Origin of the sequence: Ohtaekwangia sp., from assembly GCF_036568665.1 — a bacterium.
GTDB lineage: Bacteria > Bacteroidota > Bacteroidia > Cytophagales > Cyclobacteriaceae > Ohtaekwangia.
This window is the reverse complement of the sequence record NZ_DATCSD010000421.1, coordinates 1-4,175: the sequence shown is the minus strand read 5'-3', so window position 1 is coordinate 4,175 and position 4,175 is coordinate 1. Positions and strand designations below refer to the sequence as shown.

At 42.3% G+C, this 4,175-nt stretch carries 4 protein-coding genes; 2 read left to right on the top strand and 2 right to left on the bottom strand.

Annotated features, from left to right (window positions below; translation table 11 throughout):
* Positions 1-28: 28 nt before the first annotated feature.
* Both VIN08_RS24610 and VIN08_RS24605 read right to left on the bottom strand, forming a co-directional pair.
* Positions 29-802: a hypothetical protein gene (locus VIN08_RS24610; protein WP_331971214.1), complete on the bottom strand. Its 774-nt coding sequence runs from the start codon at positions 800-802 to the stop codon at positions 29-31.
* 57 nt (positions 803-859) lie between these two features.
* Positions 860-1,486 carry a hypothetical protein gene (locus VIN08_RS24605; protein ID WP_331971212.1) on the bottom strand — a complete coding sequence of 209 codons (627 nt, stop codon included), beginning with the start codon at positions 1,484-1,486 and terminating at the stop codon, positions 860-862.
* A gap of 47 nt (positions 1,487-1,533) precedes the next feature.
* Here VIN08_RS24605 and VIN08_RS24600 point away from each other — a divergent pair, with 47 nt between their 5' ends.
* Together VIN08_RS24600 and VIN08_RS24595 are read left to right on the top strand one after the other, a co-directional pair.
* Positions 1,534-2,931, top strand: coding sequence for a serine hydrolase (locus VIN08_RS24600; protein ID WP_331971210.1), 1,398 nt, complete (start codon positions 1,534-1,536; stop codon positions 2,929-2,931).
* A gap of 83 nt (positions 2,932-3,014) precedes the next feature.
* Positions 3,015-3,878, top strand: coding sequence for an NAD(P)H-binding protein (locus tag VIN08_RS24595; protein WP_331971208.1), 864 nt, complete (start codon positions 3,015-3,017; stop codon positions 3,876-3,878).
* The last annotated feature ends 297 nt before the right edge of the window (positions 3,879-4,175 follow it).

The following is a 4,175-nucleotide window of genomic DNA, read 5'->3' as shown; positions in this document are numbered from 1 at the left end:
GTAATTCAGCGAGGTCTGTGGGAAATAACTAGGGTTTCTTCTCGAAATATTCTCCGGTAAATTTATATATAATCTGTTTGTTGGTCACTTTGCCTCCTTCCCAGACCACAGGAAGGCTGATTGTTTTTTCATCTGCATTGTATGTAATCAACTTTACCGGTCGCTCCGGTCTGTCTACTACCGAGAAGAAATCAAAATCAAATCCTAATTCGTTTCGTATGCCTGTTTTCGTTTTGATCAGCTTTACATCGCTATTCAATGCACCGTTATCTATACTGAATATCTTTATGGCCTGGTAACAATCTTTGGACGAGTAAATGCCATGCTTCACAGCCAGGTAAAAAGTTTTCCCGGCATTCTTTAAAATATAAATATCCGAATACCAATCGCCCAGTTCTTCTTTGGAAGTTTCATCGCGAATTACTTTTGAGAATACTTTACTTTCACTCTTATACTGGAATACTGTGTTGAAATAACGCATGGTACCACCACTGCGATCGTCCCAGGAATATATTCTGAATAATCCATCTTCGGAGGTAGCAATCGTCAGTCCCTTACTTTTCAGTTCGCTAAGGGCTTCTGTTATCGAGGCCGGTTTTTGAGATGTATAGACAAGAAGCTCTGTCTTAAAAACTTCATTTGCTCGCGACAAGGAATCGTACTTGTTAATTTTCGAGTCCGCATCATCATAGTCAGCCCAATACGATATTCTATCAAATTTCGTGAGCAGATCATGCCGGGTGTGCTGTCCGCAGACATGAGCTGTATACAAAGAGAAAATCAGTGCGATAATCGGTTTCATAAAAAATTAAATTAACAGCTGTTCCGGGTTATATGCGAGAGACAAGTTCAGTCACTGTTACTTCCCGAAAAGACGAAGCACTAACGCTTCCACTTTTTGTATAGTGTTTTCCGGAGGGAGTATATGTAGTATTGAAAACAACAACAGGAACCAGCCCGGCAGTGCCAGTATCTCATTCGGAATTTTGCGTGTTATTTCTTCACCTTCTTCTACTATAGTCGCTGACTCTATGAACATCGGTGTTATAGAAAAAGACAGCAGAAGCAATCCTATTACTATGCCTGCTATAGGAATAATAAAATGATTACCCCACCAGCTGCGCAGTTTACCAAACCGAATCGGCAAGCCAACAATCAAGCAAATAAGAATCGAAATAGCGCACAATATTCCTCCCATAATCGGTTGAAAAATTGCTAATCCTATAAATGCCTGCATACCACCGCTGTAGTCCAGTAACGCAAACATCATATATATAAACAAGCCAGTAAGAAATGCCGCAGCGCACTGCACAATAAAAATGGAAACGTTAATAAATACTCTCACAAAATTATTTTTCGGGAAACGCCAGAGTCCTCTATTTTTATAAAACTGCCAAATATATAAACAATTGCAATTTGCCTTTTGAGGACAGCACAATAATACAGCCCGGCAAGTAATACCGGCTATATCTTTTCGTTGTAGCATGAGGTTGGGCGTGGCGGTTGTTTGCATTATCTTAGAAATTATATACCATGAAACAATACCTATTCTTCCTCCTGTCGGTGCTGCTCTTCGGATGCGGCAGTTCTACTCCACCACCTTCCGGAGATTACCTCGGGCTTCTCTCTTTCCCTAACATAACATATCACATTTACCTGAAGTCGCGACCTGAGAAATTATCGCTGATTAATGCCACGTTTAAGGCTGAAGAATTTCCACTAGACACTATATACTTCGACAAAGATTCCCTGCACTTCACGCTGAAGGAATTTTACTCTGAATACAAAGGGAAGTACGACCCGGCAACAAACACAATCCAGGGTATATGGCTGGATGATGATACGCTGGCACATCCATTGAAGTTTACCATCACCGATCCGAATACCCTGCCCGGATTACACCCACGTGTAGGCCGCTATATATACCGGCCACCGCTCGAAGAAAATGATGCGATACCCGTAAGCACCACAGCACTACAGCATATTGACAGTAACGTGATGGACTCGGTTGTGCATCATATTATAACCGGTAAGTATAAAGATATTCACAGCCTGCTCATCGCCAGGAACGATAGTCTTGTGGTGGAAGAATATTTCTATCGCTTTCATCCCGACTATGTATATAATATTCAATCGGCCACTAAGAGTGTCGTGTCCGCACTCACCGGCATAGCGCTTGCTCGTAAAGAAATTAAAAGTATAGACACACCATTGTGTGGCCTTGTGTCTGTGTACGATTCGCTGGCCTGCCTGCCACGCAATAAAACTATAACACTGAAACAACTGCTCACCATGAGCACCGGTATACCCTGGCAAGAGCAATCCTACGACTATACAGATCCACGCAACAGCGCTTCTATTGCTGCCAATGAAAAAGATCAGATTGTCTATTTACTATCGCTGCCACGTAAAGATACAACACCTGTCTTCGCCTATAATTCACTTAATCATATTTTGATGAACGTTGTGCTGCGCCAGGCAACCGGCCTTGAAAATAAAAAAGAACTGACACAACGAATACTCATGCCTCTGGGCATTAATGATGTTTATATACCGGAGCCTACACCAATGGGCGCCATTGGCGATATAGGCTTGCGTCCGCGCGACATGTTAAAATTCGGATGGTTATATCAACATGAAGGGCGATGGCAGCAGCAACAGATTGTTCCCGCATCGTGGGTAAAAGAATCTACTACGCCCAAAGTATATCCGCGCCCGCATCTTGGCTATGGATACTTCTGGTGGACCCGTAATTTCAAATGGAAGAATACAACCGTATCATCATTTTTCGCATGGGGTTATGGAGGTCAGTATATTATAGTCATACCCAGTCTGCATGTAACCATCGTTATGTCTGGCAGCCACTGGGGTACTGACCCGGAAGATCAAATGGTAGGTATTGTAGAGGAGATATTAACCGGAATTGAATAACGATTTAGAAGTAAAGATCAGCACTGTCGGTTTTATTCTATTTTACATTTAGCCGTGCTTTTAATTTTCGAAAAAAGAAAATTATGAAAGCACAAACTCATGAACCAGCTCGCACAGTAAAGTCACAAGCTCAACAACCTGTTCTTGTTATTGGAGGCAATGGCAAAACCGGTAAGCGCATTGTACAACAGTTATCCGAACTTCACTGGCCGGTTAAGGCGGCATCGCGATCATGCGAGACTAGATTTGATTGGCATGACATCAACACCTGGAAGCCAGCCTTACAAGGAATGCATGCGGTATATATATCTTTTCAACCAGACCTGGCTGTTCCCGGATCTATCGATGCTATTCGCCAGCTTGTCAAAATTGCCAGCGAAACAGACATACAAAAACTTGTCCTGTTATCCGGTCGCGGTGAAGAAGAGGCCGAGAAATGCGAACACATCGTTATAAATTCTGGCATTGACTGGACTATACTTCGTGCCAGTTGGTTTTGTCAGAATTTCAGTGAGGGATTTTTTCTTGAACCTTTGCAAGCTAACCATTTCGCATTGCCCATCGATAATATAGCAGAACCGTTTATTGATACAGATGATATAGCGGATGTAGCAATAGCCGCATTAACAGAAGATGGTCATAGCAAAAAACTGTATGAGCTCACAGGGCCTCGTCTCCTTACCTTTCGGGAAGCGACTGAAGAAATCGGCAAAGCTATAGGGAGAATAATACGGTATGAGCAAATCTCCCTGGATGAATATACTGCTATGTTAAAGAATTATAACGTTCCGCAAGAGTATATCCGGTTAATGACTTACCTGTTTACAGAAGTATTAGATGGTCGCAATCAATCTGTAAAAGATGGTGTTCAACAGGCATTGGGTCGAAAACCAACCGACTTCTCCGAATACGTGCGAAAAACCGCGGCCACGGGTATATGGGGATAACCATCTATGCCAGCCTGGTATTATAATATCGGGGCTGGCCTATTTTTTTATATTTTCATCATATGGCTTTTATACCTGTTTGCAATAACAGCAGCATAATTGTTTCAGCACCACAATGTAGCAGCCGGTATATATACACGATACCGGCAATTCTGCTGTAGTCACATCATCTTCCTATATATCTAACTATACTCTGCTTCGCAAATAGTGCGAATACAGGGCTGTATAGGGCTTCTCTGCAATGGTTTCAATTCTTCCATCGCATATACAGGGTATAGGTATACGCTGGCTGTATGT

Excerpts from the sequence above, each read along its gene's own strand:
- VIN08_RS24595 (WP_331971208.1), top strand. The coding sequence starts at position 3,015 with ATGAAAGCACAAACTCATGAACCAGCTCGCACAGTAAAGTCACAAGCT.
- VIN08_RS24605 (WP_331971212.1), bottom strand. The coding sequence starts at position 1,486 with ATGCTACAACGAAAAGATATAGCCGGTATTACTTGCCGGGCTGTATTA.
- VIN08_RS24610 (WP_331971214.1), bottom strand. The coding sequence starts at position 802 with ATGAAACCGATTATCGCACTGATTTTCTCTTTGTATACAGCTCATGTC.
- VIN08_RS24600 (WP_331971210.1), top strand. The coding sequence starts at position 1,534 with ATGAAACAATACCTATTCTTCCTCCTGTCGGTGCTGCTCTTCGGATGC.